We start from the raw sequence: 21,733 nt of genomic DNA on the forward strand, positions 1-21,733 counted from the left end.
TGCGCCATGCAGCCTGCTATCAGGCCTCGGCATAATCGACCAGCACCTTGCCATCCATCTCTTCCGGCACCGACTGGCCCATCATGGTCAGCAGGGTCGGGGCGAGATCGCACAGACGCCCGTCGGCGGCCAGCTTGGCATCGCGCTGCGTCACGTAGATCAGCGGCACCTCGAAGGTAGTGTGCGCGGTCTGCGGATTGCCGGTTTCCGGGTGCACCATCTGCTCGGCGTTGCCGTGGTCGGCGGTGATCAGACATTCGCCTCCGACCTTCTCCAGCGCCTCGACCACGCGTGCCACGCACTTGTCGAGGAACTCGACGGCCTGGACGGCAGCGTCGAACTTGCCGGTGTGGCCGACCATGTCGCCGTTGGCGTAGTTGCAGACGATGAGGTCGTAGCCGCCGGACTCGATGGCTTCCACCAGCTTGTCGGTGACTTCGCCGGCGCTCATTTCCGGCTTCTCGTCGTAGGTCTTCACGTCCTGCGGGGAGGGCACGAGGATGCGCGTCTCGCCGGGGTATTCCTCTTCGCGGCCACCGGAGAAGAAGAAGGTGACGTGCGCGTACTTCTCGGTCTCGGCGATGCGCAGCTGGGTCAGGCCACGGTCGGATACGACCTCGCCCAGGGTGTTGTGCAGCTCGGACGGCGGGAAGGCTGCCGGCGCCGGGATGTCGGCGGCGTACTGGGTCATCATCACCAGACCGTCGTGGGTCAGCTTGGGCGGCGTGCGCTCGAAGCCTGCGAAGTCCGGCTCGACGAAGGCGCGGGTCAGCTCGCGGGCACGGTCGGCGCGGAAGTTCATGAAGATGGCCGCATCGCCTTCCTGCATGGCGACGGAATCGCCGATGCGGGTGGCGGTGACGAATTCATCGGTCTCGTCGCGCTCGTAGGCGGCAGCTAGCCCGGCGACCCCGGTGGCGGCTTCATGCTCGGCTTCACCGTTGGCGATCAGGCGGTAGGCCTGCTCGACGCGGTCCCAGCGGTTGTCGCGGTCCAGTGCGAAGTAGCGACCGACCAGCGTGGCGACACGGCCGTCTTCCAGGCCCAGGCCCGCGAGGTGCTCATCGGCACGCGCGATGGAGGCCTCGGCGCTCTTGGGCGCGGTGTCACGGCCATCGGTGATGGCGTGGATATAGATGCGCTTGGCGCCCCGCTCGGCGGCCAGGTCGGCCATGGCCAGGGTGTGGTCTTCGTGGGAGTGGACGCCACCCGGGGACAGCAGGCCGATCAGGTGCACGGCACGCCCGGCCTTGACGGCGGCATCGATGGGCGCGGTCAGGATGTCATTGTCCTTGAGGGCATTCTCACGCACCGCCTTGGTGATGCGCGTGAAGTCCTGATAGACGATGCGACCGGCACCGAGGTTCATGTGGCCGACTTCGGAGTTGCCCATCTGGCCGTCCGGCAGGCCGACGAAGCCACCATCGGTGTGAATCAGTTCGCTGGGATATTCACGACGCAGGCGGTCCATCACCGGCGTGTCGGCGGCGAGGATGGCGTTGTCCTTCTCCTCTTCGCTGTGACCGTAGCCGTCCAGAATGATTAGGGCGACGGGACGCGGACCTTGTGCTTGAGCTGCCATGACTTCCTCGCTGTGATGACGAATGATCTGGGGTGAGCAGGGGCCGGGATGACAGGATGATGTTCGACGGGCGACGCATCATGCAGCTGTCATGTCCTGCGGCCATGCTGTGGCGCATCCGTGGGGCAGAACCCTCGGCGGAAACGACATGTAGTGATAAAACTACCTGCTCGTTCTGCCCTCTATTAGAGGGGTGGTAAGGTGCCGAGTGCAAGTGCCGCAAGTGTATCGCCGGGATTGGGTTGCGCTATCGGTGGATCGCCCCGGCCCGGCTGAGCTGACAGCAGCCGGCGCATCGCCCGGCTACGCCTTTTTGATGCCATGCAGCGGCATTCATGCTTGGGCCTGTCATGTATAATGCTGGCTCCGTTACCTCAGGTAGCGGTCTATTTCCTTTGCCGCGTACGCGTCGGCATGCACGTCACAGCGGAGTTAGCCCGTCTCATGATCGAACAGCTGCTTCAGTTCGCGCAGAATCATCCCTTGCTGGTCGGCGCCTTCGTCGCCCTGCTGGTCGCCCTCATTGTCATGGAAACCATGCGTGGCAACCACGGCGTCAGCGTCAGCGAGGCCACGCGACTGGTCAATCGCGAAGAGGGTGTCTTCATCGACATCCGCGACAGCAAGGAATTCAAGGCCGGTCATATCGCCGGTGCCGTCAACGTTCCCAGCAGTCAGCTGACCAGCGAGACCACTCCGCTGGCCAAGTACAAGGAACGCCCGGTGATCATCGTCTGCAAGCATGGCCAGACGGCGGGACCGCTGGTGGCGCGCCTCGAGAAGGATGGCTTCAAGCAGGCCGTCAAGCTCAAGGGCGGCATGGGCCAGTGGGAAGCCGACAGCCTGCCGGTCGTGACTCGCTGAGTCGCAGACTCGCACGTCGCGTGTCTGCCAGCTGTCATTGCCCCGCTGGCTGGGCAAGTTTGCGGGTCTGCTGGAGGCAGGCTCGCAACCAAGAATAAATCTCCGAACCCTCAAGGATATGTCTCATGGCTGAAGAACAGAACGCACAGGCTGCAGCAGGCGCAGAACAGGCTCAGGATCAGCTCCAGTTTGCCCTGCAGCGCATCTACGTGAAGGACGTGTCCTTCGAAGCCCCGAATTCTCCGGCGGTCTTCTCCCAGCCGTTCCAGCCGAAGGTCGCGCTGGAGCTGGATACCGAGCACCAGCAGGTCGGTGAGGAGCTGTTCGAAGTCTCCATCAAGGTCACCGCTCAGGTCACCAATGGCGAAGACAAGACCACTGCCTTCCTGGCGGAAGTCGAGCAGGCTGGCCTGTTCCGTATCGCTGGCCTGTCTGCCGAGCAGCTGGACCACACCCTGGGCGCCTTCTGCCCGAACGTGCTGTTCCCGTATGCGCGTGAAGCCATCGACAACCTGGTCAACCGTGGCAGCTTCCCTCCGCTGATGCTGGCTCCGGTCAACTTCGAGGCCATGTACGCGCAGCGCAAGCAGCGTGAAGCCCAGGGCGCCGCCGAGGCGACCGCTCACTGATCAGTGAGCCGGCCTTGATTGGCCACATGACAGGTACGACCAGCGACGGGCCCCAGTGGCCCGTCGCTGCGTTTTTGGGCGACAATGACCGCCGCCTTGCCTGCGATGCTGCATCGACTCATCACAGTTCACTTTCACTGCTTCTTAGTCCGCGAGACCCCGTCCATGGCCATCCGTCTGCACTGCCCCGATCTTGATCTCAATGTCAGCGCCGGGGCGTCCTTCGCGCTCCCCGAGGGGCCTGCACGCCACCTCGGACTGGTGCTGCGTGCCAAGGTCGGCAGTGAGGCGCAGCTGTTCGATGGCCGTGGGCAGGAGGTGCGCGTGCTGCTGGAGGAGGTGACCCGCAAGGGCGTCAGCGTGCAGGTGATCGAGGCGGTGCCCAATGACCGCGAGGCGCCGCTGGCGGTGCATCTGGGGCAGGCGATCTCCAAGGGCGATCGCATGGATTATGCCATCCAGAAGGCCTGTGAGATGGGCGTGGCTGCCATCACGCCACTCTATACCGCGCGAGGCGACGTCAAGCTCAAGGGCGAGCGCGCCGACAAGAAGCTGGCGCACTGGCAGGGCGTGGCGGCCAGCGCCTGCGAGCAGTGCGGGAGAAGCGTCGTGCCGGTCGTGCATGCCCCGGTGGCGATGACGCAGTGGCTGGCCGAGCGTGATGAGCCGCTGCGCCTGATTCTGCAGCCGGGCGGCGCCGAGGCGCTGAACGTGGCCGAGGCCGAGGGCGGCGTGACCCGCGCCAGCCTGCTGATCGGCCCGGAAGGCGGCTTCACGCAGGAAGAGGTGGCAGAAGCGGCCGCCGCCGGTTGTGAGGTGCTCGGCCTGGGGCCGCGTATCCTGCGCACCGAGACGGCGCCGGTGGTGGCGCTGACCTTGCTGCAGCAGCGATTTGGTGACCTGCCGCGCTGATCTCCCATCATCGGGCACCCGGGCGGAATTGTTGATCTGCCGGCAACACAGCGTGAGCCGGCAAGGGCGTTTCGCCAGTGGTGAGCAGCACGGCGCTGCTGCATACTTGTCCCATCGCTCCCGCGCCATGGTGTCATGTCGCGACGGGAGTCTCCGTTATCCCCGCTGCCGGCCGCGTTCCGGGCTGGCAGTGTCGTCACAAGGTTGCCTCAATGACTGCTCGCAAGCTCAAGATCGGCGTGGTGATGGACCCGATGTCCAGCGTCGCCTACAAGAAGGACACCACTCTGGCCATGTTGTGGGCCGCCAGCCAGCGTGGCTGGTCGCTGCACTATCTCGAGCAGGAAGACCTCTATCTCGAGAATGGTCGCGCCATGGGCCGGATGCGTGATCTGGAGGTCTACCACGACCCGAACAACTTCTATCAGCTGGGCGAGGTCGTCGCGACTCCGCTGGCCGAGCTTGACGTGATCCTGATGCGCAAGGATCCGCCCGTCGACGAACACTTCCTGAATGCCGTTCACCTGCTGGGCTTTGCCGAGCGGGAAGGCGTGCTGGTGGTCAATCCGACGGCCGCGCTGCAGACCTGCAACGAGAAGCTCTTCGCTCAGCAGTTCCCGCAGTGCATCCCGCCGACCACCGTGTCGGCCAACGACAAGGTGCTGCGCGCCTTCCACGCCGAGCATGGCAACGTGATCTTCAAGCCGCTGGATGGCATGGGTGGCAGTGGCATCTTCCACGTCGCCGAAGATGGCCGCAATCTCGGCTCGGTGATCGAGCAGCTGACGCTGCGGGGCACCCGTCAGATCATGGCCCAGCGTTATGTGCCGGAAATCAGTGCCGGCGATACGCGCATTCTGCTGGTGGATGGCGAACCGGTGCCGTTCGGCCTGGCGCGCATTCCCAGCGCCGGCGAGACGCGCGGCAACCTGGCGGCTGGCGGACGTGGCGAATCGCGTGAGCTGACCGACCGCGATTACTGGCTGATCGAGCAGGTCAAGCCGGTGGTGAAATCATTGGGTCTGATGTTCGTCGGCCTGGACGTGATCGGCGACTACATCACCGAGATCAACGTCACCAGCCCGACCTGCGTACGCGAGATCGATACCCAGCGCGGCACTGATATCGCCGGTCTGTTGATGGATGCCATCGAAGCGCGTCTGGCGGCGCAGCCGTCCGCCTGAGCAACGTCGTGATGAGGTCGGCACCAGTGGCTGACCCGCGATGGATTCGCAGTAAACGGCAGGGAAGCCGAAGCTGCCAATGAGGTTCCGTGGACAGGGAGTGGGGTATGGCAGCACCCGTCGAATGGTGGGCAGGCAATCATAGCGTCACCGACCCGATCACCTATGTGCCGGTGACTCGGGTGCATCGCCGTGTGGTGGCATGGGGCGCGGCACTGGCCGTCCATGCCGTCATCGGCTGGTGGTTGCTGGGCAGCGGCCTGCTGACGCCGCCTGAGGTGCCGCCGATGCCCAAGCCGGTGATGCTCGATGTGACGCTGGTCAGTCAGGCCAGCACCACTGCCGTCGACTCGCAGGTGGTGGCCGAGCAGGACCAGCAGGCCAGTGGCAGCGGGCGCGAGGCGGCGGTGCAGGCCGGGCCAGTCAATCAGGCGCCCCCGCAGCCGGGTGAGCAGAGTGCGTCCGAGGCCAGCGAGCCGGCCGTGTCGGAAGCCCAGGCCCCGGCCACGCAGGCGCTGGTACTGCCGGAGCGCATCCCCGAGGTGATCGCTACTCAGCAGGCGTCGTCACAGCAGGTGACGCGTTCCGAACTGCTGCCGGATACGCCGGACAATGAACAGCAGGCCAGCGAGCAGGACGTTCAGCGAATCCAGGCCTCCGGCCAGTCGCGTGAGGTGGTGGGTGACACCGCCTCACGCAAGGCGGCGCGTGCCTCGGCCCGCGCGCGCTATATCAATGACTGGACCGGCACGGTGCAAGCGTTCGGCAATCAGCACTATCCGGCGCCTGCTCATCTGAGCGGCGAGCTGCGGATTCGCGCCGTCGTGCTGCCCAGCGGTCAGCTTGAGTTCGCGGAAGTGTTACAATCCTCGGGACATGCTGAACTCGACCAGGCGGCTCTGGATACGGTCTACGGCGCGGCTCCTTATGCGCCCTTTGATGAAAGTCTCAAGGGGATGAGCCAGCTGACCATCACCCGCATCTGGCGATTCGGCCCCGGCAACGATTCTGGCGCGCCCTGACGCCTCGGGAGGACCATGCAAAGTCTGCGAGACTATTTCCTGCTGGCGATGCCGCATCTCGATGATGACAATTTTTCCGGCTCGCTCAGTTACCTCTGTGATCATGATGACAAGGGCACCCTCGGTGTCATCGTCAACAAGCCGATCAAGCTGACCATGCGCGGTCTGTTCGAGCAGCTCGAGATCGCTGCCGACAGCTGTGAACGCCTCGATGAGGTGGTCTATTACGGCGGCCCCGTCCACAAGGACCGCGGCTTCATCCTGCATCGCGGCAAGGCCAGCGAGTGGGATTCCAGCCTGCAGGTGACCGACGAGCTGGCGCTGACCACCTCGTTGGACATCCTGAAGGCGATAGCCGGCAACGAAGGCCCTGATGACTTCATGGTCTGCCTCGGCTGCGCTGGCTGGGAGCCGGACCAGCTCACCAACGAGCTGAAGGAAAACAGCTGGCTGATCGTCGAAGGCGACAGCGGCATCCTCTTCGATGCCGACAGCGAGTCCCGTCTCGAAGCGGCTGCCAGCAAGCTGGGCGTCGACATGAATCTGATGTCGCGGGAGATCGGGCATGGCTGAGCGGCAAGTCAGCCGTACGGCGCTGGCGTTCGATTTCGGCACGCGCCGCATCGGTGTCGCGGTGGGTACCGAGATGCTCGGCACCGCGACGCCCCTGGTGCCGCTGCATGTGCGGGACGGCATTCCGGACTGGAATGTCGTCAATCGCCTGATCGAGGAATGGCAGCCCGACCTGTTCGTGGTCGGCCTGCCTCTCGAGCTGGACGGCAGCGAGACACTGATGTGCAGCCGAGCCCGCAAGTTCGGCAAGCGCCTGTATGGCCGCTACGGCAAGCCGCTGGAAATGTGGGATGAGCGCGGCTCCACCAAGGCGGCCAAGGGCTTGGCGCGCGAGCGCGGCCACCGCGGCAATTATCGCGATGATGGCGTGGACGGCCTCGCCGCTCAGCTGATTCTCGAGAGCTGGTTTGCAAGCCAGCGAGGCGAGGGCGACCTTGTCGGTTACTGAATACTCCACCCGCTTCCTTTCCGGAAGCGGGTTTTTTTTGTCTGTTTGCCGCCATCCGGCAGGGAAGATAGGAAGCGATATCCATGCAAGAGTCTGAGATGCACGAAGAACATGAGGCACTGCCAGAGGTCGAGGCACTGCTCGAGGCCATGACCGAGGAGCTCGAATTGCTGTTCGAGCGCCGTGAACTCGATCGTGAACGTCTGATTCCGGTCGGCATTCATACCGGCGGTGTCTGGGTCGCCCAGGCACTGCGTGAGCGGCTGGGGCTGGAAGAGCCCCTCGCGACACTGGATATCGGTTTCTGGCGCGACGACTTCGGCCACAAGGGCCTGCCGGATGGCGGCCAGGGGTCACAGCTGCCGGATATCGAGAATCGCGATCTGCTGCTGGTGGACGATGTACTGATGAGCGGACGTACCGTGCGCGCGGCGCTCAATGAGCTGTTCGACTATGGCCGTCCGCGCCGCGTGCTGCTGGCCTGCCTGGTAGAGCTGCCGGGGCGTGAGCTGCCGGTGCAGCCGGACGCCCTGGGTGCCAACCTGGCGCTGGCGCCCGGCAAGCGCATCAAGCTGGAAGGCCCCGACAACCTGCGCCTGACACTGGTCGATACCGGCGAGGTGACGGCATGAACCTGTTTGATCTCTCGCAGGCCAGCGCGGACGTGCGGGCTGCCTCGCCGGCACAGGTCCAGCTGGATGAGCAGGGCCGGCTGCGTCACTTTCTGGATATCGAAGGCCTGCCGCGCAGCGTGCTGACCGAGATTCTCGACACCGCCGATCACTTCCGTGGCATCGGCGATGCCGAGGTCAAGAAGGTGCCGTTGCTGCGCGGGCGTACGGTGGCCAACCTGTTCTTCGAGAACTCGACCCGCACGCGTGCCACCTTCGAGCTGGCCGCCAAGCGTCTGTCGGCGGATGTGCTCAATCTGGACATCAAGACCTCGTCGGCCGCCAAGGGCGAGTCGCTGATGGATACCCTGGTCAATCTCGAGGCCATGCAGGCGGACGCCTTCGTGGTGCGTCATGGCGACTCCGGCGCGGCGCACTTCATCGCCAGCCAGATCACGCCGCATGTGGCGATCATCAATGCCGGCGACGGTCGCCATGCGCACCCGACCCAAGCGATGCTCGACATGCTGACCATCCGCCGCCACAAGGGCGAGTTCGCCAATCTGCGCGTCGCGATCGTCGGTGACATCCTGCATTCGCGCGTCGCTCGCTCGCAGATTCAGGCGCTCAATACGCTGGGCGCAGCGGAGGTGCGGGTGGTCGCGCCGCAGACGCTGCTGCCCATCGGGGTCGAGACGCTGGGCTGTCAGGTCTTCACTGAGCTGGCAGCAGGGCTGAAGGATGTTGATGTCGTCATCATGCTGCGCCTGCAGAAGGAGCGCATGGATGGCGCGCTGCTGCCCTCGGAATCGGAATACTACCGCCGCTATGGTCTGACCCGCGAAAGCCTGGCACACGCGCATCCTGACGCCGTGGTGATGCATCCGGGGCCGATCAACCGGGGAGTCGAGATCGAATCCGCCGTCGCGGATGGCCCGCGTTCGCTGATACTCGATCAGGTCACCAATGGTATCGCGGTGCGCATGGCGGTGCTGTCGATGGCGGTCTCCGGACAGATGAAGGCGCGCGCCGAGCGCAGGGGTGAACGTTCACGAGGAGCTGGCGCATGAAACGCAGCCTGATCAATGCACGGGTAATCGACCCGACCAACGGCCGCGATGGCCAGTACGACCTCCACCTCGACGGCGGTCGCCTGATCGCGATCGGCGAAGCGCCGGCGGACTTCAGCGCCGAGCAGCGCGATGATCTGGCGGGCAAGCTGGTCACGCCGGCCTTCATCGATCTTGGCGCGCACCTGCGTGACCCGGGCCCGCGCTACAAGGGCAGTCTGGTCAGTGAGTCGGCTGCCGCACTGGCGGGTGGCTACGCGACCATCCTGCCGCGCCCCGACACCAGCCCGGTGCTCGACAGCGCCTCGCATATTCGTACGCTGCTGGACCGCGCGCGTGATGTGGCGGGGGTGCGTCTTGCGCCGCTGGGGGCACTGACGCAGGGGCTGGAAGGTGATCTGCTCGCCAATATGGCCGCGCTCAAGTCCGCAGGCTGCGTGGCGCTGACCAACCTGCGCCAGCCGATACGCGATCTCGGCGTACTGCGCCGTTGTCTGGAGTACGCGCGGACCTTTGATATCACCGTCGTGTTCCAGGCCCAGGAGGCCGCCTTGGCTGGGCAGGGCTGCGCCCATGAGGGCGCCATTGCCTCGCGTCTCGGATTGGCCGGCATTCCGGAATCTGCCGAGACGGTTGCCCTGACCCAGTGGCTGCTGTTGATCGAGCAGACAGGCGTACGGGCGCATGTGTCGCTGCTCTCCAGTGCACGGGCCGTGGAGCTGGTACGTGATGCCAAGGCCAGAGGGCTGGATATCAGCGCGGATGTTTCGATGGCGCAACTGCACTGGACCGATGAGCAGCTGGAAGGCTTCAACGCCAATTTCCATCTTGAGCCGCCTCTGCGCAGCGCGGCAGACCGTGATGCGCTGCGGGCCGGTGTGGTCGATGGCACCATCGACGCCATCGTCAGTGATCATCTGCCCCATGAAGCCGCTGCCAAGAGCGCACCCTTTGCAGTATCCGAGCCCGGCATGACCAGTCTGGAAACCATGCTGTCGCTAGGGCTGGCGCTGGTGAAGGCCGAGCTGCTCAGCCTGCCTCGCCTGATCGAGACATTGACGTTCAGTGCCAGACGCTTCGGGCTTAAGGGCGGCATGCTGGAAGTAGGCGAGTACTGTGATCTGGCAGTGATCGATATGGCGCATGAGTGGCGTGTCTCAAGCGAGACGCTGGTCAGTGCCGGCCATAACACGCCGCTGCTTGGCATGCTGTTGAACGGTCGCGTCGAAGAGGTGCTGCTGGGCGATTCCTGCTACGCCTAAGCAGTGTTTCACGTGGAACATGATGCTTGAGATATTTGGCTAAAGCGCGCCAACAGACTGATAGCCAAGCGATTTTTTGGATGACGTATGGAGAGAAATTGGCTGCTGTATCGTAAAGCAGCCAATTTCTTTACCAGCCTATGGCGCAGAGTGACATCGCTGGGCTGCGCTCTTTGCTGCCGGCAGATGTTTCACGTGGAACAATGGCTTCAGAAGCGATTTGCGAGAGCCAATTGGCCACAGCGCCTTAAAGCGGCTGTGGCAATAGCGAGCAAGGCGGCTGGCCAGGCTGATCTGGCATGCAGAAAAAGAGATTTGAACAACAAGGAGAGAAAACCATGCCGATGATTCGTGCGGAATTTCTGACTGGCAAGACACAGGAACAGAAGCGGGAGCTGGTGGAGGCGTTGACGCGCGAGACGGCTCGCGTGCTGGGTGTGCGTGAGCAGTCCGTCTGGGTGGTGCTGCAGGAAGTGGAGCCGGAAAACTGGGCCGTCGCTGGCACGCCATTGTCAGAGCGCTGAGAGAAGAAGTTTCAACTGGGCACCTGTTCTCAACTATCTGATTCAGAGGGTGTTTTTACGAGGAATCAAGATGTTCCACGTGAAACACGCCCCTGGTCTTGGCCCGGCATTGCCAGTCTATGGGAAACCGGCTGAGGCATGACGGAGGCATGACAGAGGCATGACAGAGGGGAGTGGGACGCAAGGCACGGGACGAGCAACGCGCCTGGTAATCCGGAACAAAAAAACGCCGCAGCCATTTCTGGCTGCGGCGTTTTCATTTGCCTGCCCTCTGCTCCACGGCCATGAAGCAGAGCACGGACTCAGTTCTCGAAATCAGCTTCCGAGTAGAGGGTCCGGATACGCAGGGTATGGTCGACGGTCTTGAGCGCTTCGAGCGCTTTCTTGCCGTAGGCCTTGTCGACATCGATGACCACATAGCCAACCGTGTTGTTGGTCTGCAGGTACTGGCCAGAGATGTTGATGCCTTCCTCGGACAGCACCTGGTTGATGCGTGACAGCACGCCCGGGACGTTGTCGTGGATATGCAGCAGACGGTGCTTTTCCGGGTGCGCCGGCAGGGCGACTTCCGGGAAGTTGACCGAGCCGATGGTGGTGCCGTTGTCGGAGTAGGTCACCAGCTTCTCGGCGACTTCGACACCGATGTTTTCCTGGGCTTCCATGGTGGAGCCACCGACGTGCGGCGTCAGGATGACATTGTCGAACTCGCGCAGCGGAGACACGAACTCTTCGCCGTTGCCTTTCGGCTCTACCGGGAAGACGTCGATGGCGGCGCCCAGCAGCTTGCCGCTGGAGAGGGCTTCGGCCAGGTCTTCGATGACGACGGTGGTGCCGCGTGCCGCATTGATGAAGACGCTGTTCTGCTTCATCAGCGCGAACTGCTGCTTGCCCATCATCCACTTGGTGGAGGGAATTTCCGGCACATGCAGCGTGACGATGTCAGCGCGCGCCAGCAGCTCTTCCAGGCTTGCCACCTGACGGGCGTTGCCCATGCCGAGCTTGGTGACGGCATCGTAGTAGATGACGTCCAGGCCCAGGGATTCGCTGAGCACGGACAGCTGGGAACCGATGCTGCCGTAGCCCACGATGCCCAGCGTCTTGCCGCGGACTTCATGGCTGTTCTTGGCGGATTTCATCCACTGGCCACGATGTGCCTTGGCGCTCTTCTCCGGCACGCCGCGCATCAGCATGATGGCTTCGGCCAGTACCAGCTCGGCGACCGAGCGAGTGTTGGAGTAGGGCGCGTTGAACACGGGGATACCGCGCTTCAGTGCGGCTTCCAGGTCGACCTGGTTGGTGCCGATGCAGAAGCAGCCGATGGCGGTGAGCTTCTCGGCAGCGGAGATCACGCGCTCGTTGAGCTGAGTGCGGGAACGAATGCCGATGAAGTGCACATCGCGGATCTTCTCGATCAGTTCTTCCTCGGCCAGCGAGGTCTGAAGCAGTTCGATGTTGGTGTAACCCGCGTTGAGGAAATTATCCACGGCGGATTGGTGGACACCCTCGAGCAATAGAATCTTGATCTTGCTCTTGTCCAGGGACGTCTTGGCCATTGTCGGATCAACCCTCTCGCCGGTCATGCCGGCGTTTCTGTTCGTTTGGTCTTTTTCATGACCTGCTGGCGTGTCACACCTCAAGAAAATGCCAGAGAAACAGCGGGGCGTGCTGTCAACAGGGGAGCAAAGAATATCACAGCCGACGGGGCCTCCGGATGAAATGTCCGCGTGCCGGGCATGAAAAATTCACAGCACAGCCGTTTGATGTGACTCTTCCTCCGTGCGCAGGGGGTGGGCAGCGTCGTGAAGCCCTTCGGGTTATACTGGCGCTCCACACAGAGACACCGGGCCCGCCCGGTCGGATGAGCGAGAGCACCCATGGCCGAAAAGGAAGTGCCACAGGATTTCGCCGCCACCCTGGCCCGTCTTGAAGGGTTGGTGACGCGGCTCGAGGCTGGCGACATGTCGCTGGAAGCGTCACTGGGCGCTTTTGAAGAGGGCGTGAGCCTGGCGCGCGAGGCGCAGCAGCGGCTCGACAGTGCCGAGTTGCGCCTGCAGGCATTGGTGGAAGGCCCGGAGGGAGCGCTGACGCCCACGGCGTTTACGGCGCCCGATGCCGCAGGCAGCATGGCGGGTGAAGCGGACGAGGAGAAGGACTGGTGATGTCAGGTGGATTGAATACGCAAGTCACGCCGACTGCATCGCAGGCCAGCGAGCTGATCCGCTCTGGACAGGCGCGCAGTGAGGCCGTGCTTGAGGCGTTGTTGACTCCCGGCAGTGCGGCGGTGAGTGAGCGTCTCGAGGACGCCATGCGCTACAGCGTGCTGGGTGGCGGCAAGCGTCTGCGCCCCGTGCTGCTGTATGCGGTGGGTCGTGCCCTGGGCTGCGATGAAGAGGCCGCTGACCGCGCTGCGCTGGACGCGGCGGCAGCGGCGCTCGAATTGGTGCATGCCTATTCGCTGGTCCATGATGACCTGCCGGCCATGGACGATGATGACCTGCGGCGTGGCCGTCCCACCGTGCATCGTGCCTTCGATGAGGCGACCGCCATTCTCGCGGGCGATGCCCTGTTGACGCTCTCCTTCGAAGTGATGGCGACGACCGGCCATGTACGGACACCTGCCCTGGTGCGTACCCTGGCCGAGGCCTCCGGGCGGCGCGGCATGGTGGCCGGTCAGGCGCTGGATCTCGAGGCGGTCGGCCAGTTCCGCGAGGTAGAGGCGCTGTCACGCATGCATGCCTACAAGACCGGCGCGCTGATTCGCGCCGCGGTCCGTCTGGGCGGATTGGTGGCAGTCGACGAGCAGGATTCGCGTCTTGCTGCCCTGGAGCGCTACGCTTCGGCTATCGGCCTGGCCTTCCAGATCCAGGATGACATCCTGGACGTGACGGGCGACACCGCAACGCTTGGCAAGACGGCCGGTGCTGACGCTGCGCGCGACAAGCCGACCTATCCCTCGCTGCTTGGACTCGAAGGTGCTCAAGAGCGAGCAGGTCAGCTACTGCAAGAGGCCCTGGATGCCCTGGCACCGTTGGGAGAGGCCGCAGAGCCACTCGCGGTGCTGGCGCGCTACATGATCGAGCGAGACCACTGATTCCTGACGCCTATGAAGCTGTTTGACGAGATACCTCAGGCGCGCCCCGCGACGCCACTGCTCGATGCGGTCGAGACACCTCAAGCGCTGCGCGCCATGAGCGCGGCACAGCTGCGCCAATTGGCTGACGAACTGCGCGCCTACCTGCTTTACAGCGTCGGCTGTACCGGCGGGCACTTCGGTGCCGGGCTCGGTGTGGTCGAGCTGACCGTGGCCCTCCACCATGCGCTGGAAACGCCCCATGACCGTCTGGTGTGGGACGTGGGTCATCAGGCCTATCCGCACAAGATTCTGACCGGCCGTCGTGAAGCCATGTACAGCATGCGCCAGTACAACGGCCTGTCTGCCTTCCCCAAGCGTGCCGAGAGCGAGTTCGACACCTTCGGAGTGGGCCATTCCAGCACCTCGATCAGTGCGGCGCTGGGCATGGCGCTCGGCGCCCGCACGGCGGGTGAGTCACGGCGCGCCTGTGCGGTGATCGGCGATGGTGCCCTGACGGCTGGCATGGCGTTCGAGGCACTGGCGCATGCCGGGCACGTGAAGGCCAATATGCTGGTCGTGCTCAATGACAACGAGATGTCGATCTCCGAGAACGTCGGCGGCCTGGCAAGCTATCTGGCACGTATTTTGGCCAGCAAGCCGTATACCCAGATGCGCGCCAACGGCAAGCGACTGCTGTCGCCCTTGCCGGGTGCACTGGAGCTTGCCAAGCGTACCGAAGAGCACATGAAGGGCTTCATCAGCCCGGCGACGCTGTTCGAGGAGATGGGCTTCAACTACATCGGCCCCATCGACGGCCATGACCTGCCGGCGCTGGTGCAGACGTTGCGCAACATGCGTGATCTGGATGGCCCGCAGTTCCTGCATGTGGTGACGCGCAAGGGCAAGGGCTTCCTGCCGGCGGAGCGTGACCCGATCGGCTATCACGCCATCACCAAGCTCGAGAAGGCCGCGCCTCAGGCAGCCGAGCAGGCGCCTGCCGTCACCGACGCGCCGGCTCCCAAGCCGCAGAAATACTGCAGCGTCTTCGGCAACTGGCTGTGTGACGCCGCCGCCGCGGATGCGCGCGTCATCGGCATCACGCCGGCCATGCGGGAAGGCTCGGATCTGGTGCGCTTCTCGAAGGAATATCCTGATCGCTACTACGATGTCGCCATCGCGGAGCAGCACGCGGTGACAGTGGCAGCGGGCATGGCCTGTGAGGGCATGAAGCCGGTGGTGGCGATCTATTCCACCTTCCTGCAGCGTGGCTATGATCAGCTGATCCACGATGTCGCGGTGCAGAAACTGGACGTGACCTTTGCCATCGACCGCGCTGGTCTGGTCGGCGAAGACGGCCCGACGCATCACGGCAGCCTGGACATGTCGTTCCTGCGCTGCGTGCCGGAGCTGGTGCTGATGGCGCCGGCCGATGAAGCCGAGTGCCGTGGCATGCTGAGCGCGGCATTGGCCCACCCCGGGCCTGCCGCGGTGCGCTATCCGCGCGGTACCGGGCCGGGGGTGGCCACCGATGCCGACCTGACGCCAATGGCGATCGGTCAGGGGGAATACCGTCGTCGTATCAGTGGCAGCCCCGAGGTGCGTGTCGCCATCGTCGCCGTGGGCAGCATGAACACGCCGGTGGCCGAGGTCGCCGAGGCGCTGGACGCGACCCACTTCAACCTGCGCTCCATCAAGCCGCTGGACCGCGAGGCATTGCTCGAGATCGCCGCGGAGCACGACCTGGTCGTGACCGTCGAAGAGAATGCCATCGCGGGGGGCGCGGGAGCCGGCGTGGCCGAGCTCTACCTGAACGCGGGACTGGCTCAGCCCATGTTGCTGCTGGGGCTGCCGGATGGCTTCGTCGAGCATGGCAAGCCGGTCGAGCTGCTGCGTGACTGCGGTCTGGATGCCGCCGGCATCCGCGCCAGTATCGAGGCTCGCCTCGGCAGCTGATCCTGGTGACATGCAATACCGAAACGCCTGTGGATGACTCGAGAATTCGAGTTGTCCACAGGCGTTTTTCGTTGTGTGACTGCCTGCGGCGAGACGGCGAAGGATGCATGGAAACTCCGCGACTTCCCGCCCATGCTGGATGACCATCAAGCCCTCTGCTCAAGCAGCCAGGGCCTGGCTGGCGCGAAAGCCGTCACCTGCGCCAGTCACCACCGCAACGCCACGGAGTGCGCCCGACCATGTTGACTCTCTACAGCTATCCGAATTCCCGCTCGCTGCGGGTCGCCTGGACGCTCGAGGAACTGGGGCTCGATTACCGGATTCATAGTCTGGATCTGAAGGCCGGTGAGGGGCACAGCCCTGAATACCTGGCCATCCATCCCGATGGCAAGGCGCCAGCCCTGGTGGATGGTGAGCTGGCCCTGTTCGAGTCCAGTGCCATCTGTCGCTACCTGGCGGCGCGAGAAGGGCGCCTGCTGCCACAATCGCTGGCCGGGCAGGCACAGATGGATCAATGGCTCAGTTTCCTGACCACCGAGCTTGAGCAGCCGCTGTGGACATTGGCCAAGCACACCTTCGCGCTGCCGGAGGACCAGCGCTGTGATGCCATCAAGCAGACAGCCCAATGGGAATTCCAGCGTGCTCTCAAGGCACTTCAGCGCCGCTTCGATGGCCAGGGCTGGCTGGTGACCGATGAATTCAGTGTCGCCGATATCTTTCTCGCCCAGACCCTCAGCTGGGCGCAGATGGCCGGGCAACCTCTGCCGGCCGTGCTTGAGCAGTGGGGCGAAGAGGTGCGAGCGCGTCCTGCCTGCGAGCGGGCCCGCCAGCGCGAGCAACAGGCCGCCGAGGAGCGTCAGCAACACTGAGCCCTGTTGCCGGAAACGTCATCGAACGCCGCCACAGGCCAAGCTGACGGGCTGACCTGTCCTGCATATCCTGTAGTGAAGCCATGAGAGCGCTCTGAGAGCGCGCACACGCCACGAGGCGCCATCCTGATATCAGGGTGGCGCCTTTTGCGTTTCTGGGCCTTAAAGGCGCTTGCAGGACGCCTGACGAGGGTTGAGGGGTCACCCTGCTCGTTCAGCGGCGTCAACTGTCTGGGGCGCGCCCCAGACAGTCTGGTGGCGGGCTGACTCAGGTCGGTTAGAGGCAGGCCAGTTCGAGACAGGTCAGTTCGAGGCAGGTCAGTTCGAGGCAGGTCAGTTCGAGGCAGGTCAGTTCGAGGCAGGGCGGCGCGAGGCAGGCCCTCGATCGAGGGCGGGTTTCAGCCATCAGGCGCTGAATGATGCGCTGTTGAGTCTTTTGCGTATCTATTAATGATTCGGTAATTGGTTGTTTTCGTCATGATGGTCAAGTGTTGATCTTGATGAGGTCGAGGGAAGCACTCATGCGTTGTGAGTGGCGACATATCCGATGAAAATCATGGGGTTGAGAGGTTTATTAGATTTTCATGACATGATATTGATCAAATCAAGAGCGATGAGCGCATCTTGTCTGTTTTGCGCATCATTAATTGATTCGATATGTGGTTTATTGCGGATCTTTTTGATAAGATGTTAGTGAAAACCTCAATGGGAATAACAACTTATGTGGATCTGGCAGCAGCCTGATTGGCCACGGGGGCGGTTGGAGGTCATGCCCTTGATGGGGCAGTTGGCGGCGACCCAGGCGGTGATGTCGCCGCTGGTCGCTCAGGGGCAGAATCTCTATCCCCGACAACGCCTGCGTCTCGAGGCGACGCTCCTCAGCGAAGAGATGGAAGCCAGTGCCCAGCTGTCCGGCGTGGTGCTCGGGCGGGCGGCGTTGCGTGATGCGCTGTATCAGGCGCTGGGGCTGGAGTCCGGCCATCAGGAGTCACCGCGCGGGCCGGCACCTGGCGTCGACGTCTTCGTGGATGTGACGCTGGAAGTCGTGCGCACGGCATTTCAGCCGCTGACCCGCCAACAGGTGCTCGAGTGGCATCGGCGTCTGGGGCCTTTCCTGCCGCGCAGCAGTGGCCAGCCTCTCGGTGCATGGCGCGAGGCGCGCTACGAAGCGGTCAGCGGTCGTTACGGTCTCAAGCGCTTGCGCTATCGCGCCCCGGCGGAGAACCCCGATGCGCTGGACCGGGAGCTGGATGTCTTCTGGCAGCGTCTGGCGACGGAAGAACCGGATGTGGATAACTCAGGGGTGCTGAATGCCCTGCAGCTGCATGCGCACTGGCAGGCGCTCGCACCGCTGGCCTTGGGCAACGGCTTGATCGGGCGCTTGCTGCTGATGCGCTGGCTGACACGAATCGATGCCCTGGCCGCGTTGCAGCAGCAGGGCGAGTTTGTCGGCAAGGTCGCCGAGCGCTGGGAGCCGGAAGCGCTGGAGCAACTCTGCTGGCGCCGCCAGGCGCTGTTCTCGGTGGTGCTCGAGCATCAGGATGAATTGCGCGAGCTGGAGCAGCGTTATCTCGGCAAGCCCCAGACCTCGGCCAGCGGCCATCCGCTGCCGCCGCAGCTGGACCGCGCGCTCAATGGTGAGGGGGAGGATGCACTGCCCGGTGACATGAATGTCTGGGCCGAGTGGTGGCTTTTGCGTCTGCGCGACGCCGGTCGTCGGACGGCCTTCCATTACCAGCGCGTCCAGCGCGCCGAGCGTCTGTGGCTGGAGCACGCGCGTACGCCGCTGAATGCCCGCCAGCGCGAGCTGGTACTGACATTGTTGGAGCGAGATGACGAAGAGGGCGTGGGGCGCGCCGAATACCGCGCCCTGGTCGATACCTCCGACCCTACCGCCGCCCGCGATCTCGCCGACCTGACCGCCAAGCAGGTACTGGAAAGTTACGGTGTCGGGCGTGGCACCCGGTATCGCTTGCCGGTCTTCGCCCCTCAAGGAGACACCCCTGTGAGAGACGAGCCCTGAAGCGTCAAAAAAATCGCGAAAAAAAGCGGGAAGGGTCGTCATGACCCTTCCCGCTTTTTTGAGGTGGCTTGCCGGTGTTCTCAGTTCCTTGTTCTCAGTGCCGTGTTCTCAAGCCGGTGTGCTCAAGAGCGCCGGCCAGCATGGCGGCCCCGATCACGTCACACGGAATACGGCAGCACTGCGGTATAGATGGCGAAGAAGTGGCAGGTACTGCCGCCAAGCACGAACAGGTGCCAGATGGCGTGGTGATAGCGCAGGCGCGTCATCAGAAAGAAGATCACGCCCAGGGTATAGGTGATGCCACCGGCGACCAGCAGGATGAGCCCTGTCTCGGAGAGCTTCTCGACCAGCATCGGCGAGGCGAACACGATCAACCAGCCCATCAGCAGATAGACGCTCACGCGCAGGGCGCTGAAGCGTTCAGGCCAGCGCAGCTTGAGGAAGATGCCACCCAGTGCAAGCGACCAGATGATGGCGAACAGCGTCCAGCCGGTCGGGCCGCGAAGATTGACCAGCAGGAAGGGTGTATAGGTGCCGGCGATCAGCAGATAGATGGCGCAGTGATCCAGCAGCTGGAAGGCATATTTCAGGCGTGGGTGACGAATACCGTGATAGAGCGTCGAGGCCGCATACAGCACCACCAGGGTCAGGCCGTAGAGGCTGACGCTGACGATCTTCCAGGGGTCGACTTCGGCAGCGAGGCTGGCCATCACGATCAGCACGATCATGCCGACGAGGCCCATGACGGCGCCGATGCCGTGGCTGGCGCTGTGCAGCCATTCTTCCAGCCGGGTATAGAGAGCAGGCGTCGCGGAGGTGTCGCGTGAATTCGCGTCATCGGCAGGCGATGCGCTGGAAGAGGGGGATGCCTGAGGAGGTGCCGAGGCGGGCCGTGTTGACGAAGGCTGTGATGATGCAGCCGTTGAGTCTTTGCGCATGGCGATGTCTCCGGCGCGGGTTCGACTCCAGCCTACTCTCTGGCGGGTGACGTCGTCATGTCACGCTCGCTGTGCCAGCCAGTCAATTTGCCTATAAAGGAAGGGGGAACCCATCAGGCTCCCCCTGCGCGCGGCTACTCGCTGCGCTCGATATCCACGTCGCTTGCCTGGGTGAAATCATCCAGTGCCATCATGTGGCCCAGCTTGCCCGCCTTGGTCGAGAGATAGTGCTCGTTGTGCGGATTCAGGCCGGTGGTGATCGGCTGGCGCTCACTGATGGTGACACCATCACGGGTCAGGGCATCGACCTTGCGCGGGTTGTTGGTCATCAGCTTGAGAGTGCTGACGCCGAGATGCTCCAGCATCGGCACACAGATATCGTAGCGGCGCATGTCAGCCCCGAAGCCGAGGCGCTCATTGGCTTCGACGGTATCGGCGCCGCCATCCTGCAGCTCATAGGCGCGAATCTTGTTGAGCAGGCCGATGCCGCGGCCTTCCTGACGCAGATAGAGCAGCACGCCACGGCCTTCGGCGGCAATGCGCTTGAGCGCTTCCTGCAGCTGATAGCCGCAGTCACAGCGCATCGAGAAGAGGGCGTCGCCGGTCAGGCACTCGGAATGCACGCGGCCCAGCACCGGTGCGCCGTCATCGATGTCGCCCAGAGTCAGGGCGATGTGGTCCTTGCCGGTGGTCTCATCCTCGAAACCGTGCATGGTGAAGGTCGCCCAGGGCGTTGGCAGCCGCGAGGCGGCGATGAATCGAATGGTCACTGTTCACCTCGAACGCCCGGACAATCGCCGGGCTGAAAAAGCGCGGGCATGCGGTGGTCCGGCAATGTCTCGATGAGTCGCTCGAGATACCGGCGGCCAGCATGCAGTCATGTGGCGAGTTTACCAGTCTGTGGCCGATGACTCATCGCTCTGTATGGAAAAGCGTTGTTGCCGCCACCACCACAATGGCCGGATGACGCCAGCAAAGGAACTATAAAGGCGGGGCGATTTGCCAATGCATTTGTTGCATCACCACGATGGGCGGGATTTTTCTCAGGCTCTGATAGAATGCCGAGACATTCCCCGAGCTGATGTGTGATTCCGATGACCTTGAAGAATGATCGCTTCCTGCGCGCGCTGGCCCGTCAGCCGGTCGACCGTACTCCCGTCTGGATGATGCGCCAGGCTGGCCGCTATCTGCCGGAATATCGCGAAGTCCGCGGTCAGGCCGGTGGCTTCATGGACCTGTGCATGGACACCGCGCGTGCCTGCGAGGTGACGCTGCAGCCGTTGGAGCGCTTCCCGCTGGATGCCGCCATCCTGTTTTCCGACATCCTGACCATCCCGGATGCCATGGGGCTGGGCCTTTACTTCGAGACCGGCGAAGGCCCGAAATTCCGCAAGACAGTGCGGACTGCCGAGGAAATCGCGGCGCTGAGCGTGCCGAATGTCGAGCGTGATCTCGATTACGTCATGCGTGCCGTGTCCACCATCCGCCGTGAGCTGAACGGTCGCGTGCCGCTGATCGGTTTCTCCGGCAGCCCGTGGACACTGGCCACCTATATGGTCGAGGGCGGTTCCAGCAAGGATTTCCGTCACGTGAAAGGCCTGATGTATTCCAATCCGGAAGCCATGCATCAGTTGCTCGACACCCTGGCGCAGGCTGTCACCGACTATCTGAACGCCCAGATTGCCGCGGGTGCTCAGGCGGTGCAGATCTTCGATACCTGGGGCGGCACCCTGTCCACGCCGGCCTACCTCGAGTTCTCGCTGCGCTACATGGAGCAGATCGTCGCTGGCCTCAAGCCGGACAGCGAAGGCAACCGTGTACCGGTGATCCTGTTCACCAAGAATGGTGGCCAGTGGCTCGAACACATCGCCGCCACCGGCTGTGATGCCGTCGGCCTCGACTGGACCACCGAGATGTCCAATGCGCGTGAGCGTGTCGGCCATCGTGTGGCCCTGCAGGGCAACCTGGACCCGAATGCGCTGTTCGGTACGCCGGCCGCCATTCGTGCCGAAGTCGGGCGTATCCTCGACAGCTACGGTCAGGGCCCGGGCCACATCTTCAACCTGGGGCACGGCATCAGCCAGTTCACCGACCCGGGCAACGTCAATGCCCTGATGGACGCGCTGCACGAGCTGAGCCCGGCCTACCATCAGGATGACGCCGCCAATGCGACACCGGTCGCCCGCGGCTGATGGG

21 protein-coding genes are annotated in these 21,733 nt (G+C 63.6%); 17 read left to right on the top strand and 4 right to left on the bottom strand.

The annotated features are described in order from the left end of the window. Nucleotides 1-19: 19 nt before the first annotated feature. Entirely contained in the window at nt 20-1,582 is a 1,563-nt protein-coding gene (gene gpmI, locus HA399_RS00175) for a 2,3-bisphosphoglycerate-independent phosphoglycerate mutase (RefSeq protein ID WP_404325641.1), read from the bottom strand. A 444-nt stretch (nt 1,583-2,026) separates the two neighbouring features. On the opposite strand from gpmI, the gene HA399_RS00180 reads away from it, so the two are divergent. From HA399_RS00180 to HA399_RS00230, 11 genes are all read left to right on the top strand, one after another. Beyond that, a complete protein-coding gene (locus HA399_RS00180; protein WP_043331622.1) occupies nt 2,027-2,446 on the top strand; it encodes a rhodanese-like domain-containing protein in 420 nt (139 codons plus the stop codon). Between the two features lie 125 nt (nt 2,447-2,571). After that, the gene (gene secB, locus HA399_RS00185) at nt 2,572-3,075 is read left to right on the top strand and encodes a protein-export chaperone SecB (RefSeq protein ID WP_043331620.1); all 504 of its coding nucleotides are present in this window, start codon (nt 2,572-2,574) and stop codon (nt 3,073-3,075) included. Nucleotides 3,076-3,240: 165 nt separating this feature from the next. Continuing rightward, nucleotides 3,241-3,987, top strand: a complete 747-nt coding sequence (locus HA399_RS00190; protein WP_084589228.1) for a 16S rRNA (uracil(1498)-N(3))-methyltransferase — start codon at nt 3,241-3,243, stop codon at nt 3,985-3,987. Between the two features lie 212 nt (nt 3,988-4,199). Further along, nucleotides 4,200-5,171, top strand: coding sequence for a glutathione synthase (gene gshB, locus HA399_RS00195; protein WP_404325643.1), 972 nt, complete (start codon nt 4,200-4,202; stop codon nt 5,169-5,171). A gap of 107 nt (nt 5,172-5,278) precedes the next feature. After that, complete coding sequence (locus tag HA399_RS00200) at nt 5,279-6,193, top strand: energy transducer TonB (protein WP_153635016.1); 915 nt, start codon at nt 5,279-5,281, stop codon at nt 6,191-6,193. Between the two features lie 15 nt (nt 6,194-6,208). Next, nucleotides 6,209-6,766: a YqgE/AlgH family protein gene (locus HA399_RS00205; protein ID WP_043331610.1), complete on the top strand. Its 558-nt coding sequence runs from the start codon at nt 6,209-6,211 to the stop codon at nt 6,764-6,766. Beyond that, nucleotides 6,759-7,214 carry a Holliday junction resolvase RuvX gene (gene ruvX, locus HA399_RS00210; protein ID WP_054556397.1) on the top strand — a complete coding sequence of 152 codons (456 nt, stop codon included), beginning with the start codon at nt 6,759-6,761 and terminating at the stop codon, nt 7,212-7,214. The genes HA399_RS00205 and ruvX overlap by 8 nt, the downstream gene beginning before the upstream one ends. Nucleotides 7,215-7,312: 98 nt before the next feature. After that, complete coding sequence (gene pyrR, locus HA399_RS00215) at nt 7,313-7,846, top strand: bifunctional pyr operon transcriptional regulator/uracil phosphoribosyltransferase PyrR (RefSeq protein WP_192839044.1); 534 nt, start codon at nt 7,313-7,315, stop codon at nt 7,844-7,846. After that, nucleotides 7,843-8,895, top strand: a complete 1,053-nt coding sequence (locus HA399_RS00220; protein WP_052384301.1) for an aspartate carbamoyltransferase catalytic subunit — start codon at nt 7,843-7,845, stop codon at nt 8,893-8,895. Before pyrR ends, HA399_RS00220 begins: the two co-directional genes overlap by 4 nt. Then, nucleotides 8,892-10,157: a dihydroorotase gene (locus HA399_RS00225; protein WP_404325644.1), complete on the top strand. Its 1,266-nt coding sequence runs from the start codon at nt 8,892-8,894 to the stop codon at nt 10,155-10,157. Before HA399_RS00220 ends, HA399_RS00225 begins: the two co-directional genes overlap by 4 nt. A 338-nt stretch (nt 10,158-10,495) precedes the next feature. Next, nucleotides 10,496-10,681 (top strand): tautomerase family protein, encoded by a 186-nt coding sequence (locus HA399_RS00230; RefSeq protein ID WP_043331603.1) that lies wholly within the window; start codon nt 10,496-10,498, stop codon nt 10,679-10,681. Nucleotides 10,682-10,983: 302 nt separating this feature from the next. On the opposite strand, the gene serA is transcribed toward HA399_RS00230, so the two are convergent. After that, nucleotides 10,984-12,234, bottom strand: coding sequence for a phosphoglycerate dehydrogenase (gene serA / locus HA399_RS00235; RefSeq protein ID WP_043331602.1), 1,251 nt, complete (start codon nt 12,232-12,234; stop codon nt 10,984-10,986). A gap of 321 nt (nt 12,235-12,555) precedes the next feature. Here serA and xseB point away from each other — a divergent pair, with 321 nt between their 5' ends. From xseB to HA399_RS00260, 5 genes are all read left to right on the top strand, one after another. Next, nucleotides 12,556-12,840 carry an exodeoxyribonuclease VII small subunit gene (gene xseB, locus HA399_RS00240; RefSeq protein ID WP_043331600.1) on the top strand — a complete coding sequence of 95 codons (285 nt, stop codon included), beginning with the start codon at nt 12,556-12,558 and terminating at the stop codon, nt 12,838-12,840. After that, nucleotides 12,840-13,772: a polyprenyl synthetase family protein gene (locus tag HA399_RS00245; RefSeq protein ID WP_054556401.1), complete on the top strand. Its 933-nt coding sequence runs from the start codon at nt 12,840-12,842 to the stop codon at nt 13,770-13,772. The genes xseB and HA399_RS00245 overlap by 1 nt, the downstream gene beginning before the upstream one ends. 12 nt (nt 13,773-13,784) lie before the next feature. Further along, nucleotides 13,785-15,707: a 1-deoxy-D-xylulose-5-phosphate synthase gene (gene dxs, locus HA399_RS00250; protein ID WP_054556402.1), complete on the top strand. Its 1,923-nt coding sequence runs from the start codon at nt 13,785-13,787 to the stop codon at nt 15,705-15,707. A 239-nt stretch (nt 15,708-15,946) separates the two neighbouring features. Continuing rightward, nucleotides 15,947-16,576, top strand: a complete 630-nt coding sequence (locus HA399_RS00255) for a glutathione S-transferase family protein (protein ID WP_404325645.1) — start codon at nt 15,947-15,949, stop codon at nt 16,574-16,576. A gap of 721 nt (nt 16,577-17,297) precedes the next feature. After that, nucleotides 17,298-18,599, top strand: a complete 1,302-nt coding sequence (locus tag HA399_RS00260; RefSeq protein WP_404325646.1) for a DUF4172 domain-containing protein — start codon at nt 17,298-17,300, stop codon at nt 18,597-18,599. A 158-nt stretch (nt 18,600-18,757) separates the two neighbouring features. On the opposite strand, the gene HA399_RS00265 is transcribed toward HA399_RS00260, so the two are convergent. Both HA399_RS00265 and ribA read right to left on the bottom strand, forming a co-directional pair. Beyond that, a complete protein-coding gene (locus HA399_RS00265; RefSeq protein WP_404325648.1) occupies nt 18,758-19,537 on the bottom strand; it encodes a hemolysin III family protein in 780 nt (259 codons plus the stop codon). A 134-nt stretch (nt 19,538-19,671) separates the two neighbouring features. Continuing rightward, nucleotides 19,672-20,307 carry a GTP cyclohydrolase II gene (gene ribA, locus HA399_RS00270; RefSeq protein ID WP_043331593.1) on the bottom strand — a complete coding sequence of 212 codons (636 nt, stop codon included), beginning with the start codon at nt 20,305-20,307 and terminating at the stop codon, nt 19,672-19,674. 324 nt (nt 20,308-20,631) lie between these two features. On the opposite strand from ribA, the gene hemE reads away from it, so the two are divergent. Then, entirely contained in the window at nt 20,632-21,729 is a 1,098-nt protein-coding gene (gene hemE / locus HA399_RS00275) for a uroporphyrinogen decarboxylase (RefSeq protein WP_043331592.1), read from the top strand. The last annotated feature ends 4 nt before the right edge of the window (nt 21,730-21,733 follow it).

The organism is Cobetia sp. UIB-001, assembly GCF_044789135.1.
Lineage (GTDB): Bacteria > Pseudomonadota > Gammaproteobacteria > Pseudomonadales > Halomonadaceae > Cobetia > Cobetia amphilecti.